The 535-nt window shown below is 77.0% G+C and carries 1 pseudogene; it reads left to right on the plus strand.

From position 1 onward, the window contains the following. A pseudogene (locus G3I40_RS05070) lies at positions 1–535 on the plus strand (MFS transporter); the annotation flags it as partial.

The raw sequence follows: 535 nt of genomic DNA on the forward strand, positions 1-535 counted from the left end.
GCGCCGGGCCGCCCGCACGGGCCTGCTGCTCGCCGCCGTCGGCTACGGCACCGCCGCCCTCGCCACCACCACCCCGCTGGTCGTCGCGGGTGCGATGATCGGCGGCTTCGGCTCGGGCACGGTGACGGCCGTCGCCGCCACCGGGATCGCCGCCCAGAAGGATCCGCACCGGGCGTCCACGCTCGGCCTGCTGACCGTCTCGGCGCTCGCCGGCGCCCTCTACCTCACGATCCCCCGGATCAGTCCGGCCGGGCACGCCCTGCCGTTCGCCGCGCTCGCCGTCACGGCGCTCGCCGCCTGGCCCGCGACGTACCGCCTCGCCGACCCGGCGGGGCCCGACAACAGCGCGGCGCAGGCCCCCAAGTCCCCGCTCCCCTTCGCCCGTTCCGGCATGCTCCTGGCCGCGGTGATCGTCTGCTGGTCCATGGCGCAGAACTCGCTGTGGGGCGTCAGCAGCCGGATCGGCACCGTGCAGGCGGGGCTCTCCGAGGTCACGGTCGGCTCGGTGTTCGCGGTGGCGCTCGGCGCGGGCCTG

Source organism: Streptomyces sp. SID14478, from assembly GCF_010548525.1.
Lineage (GTDB): Bacteria > Actinomycetota > Actinomycetes > Streptomycetales > Streptomycetaceae > Streptomyces.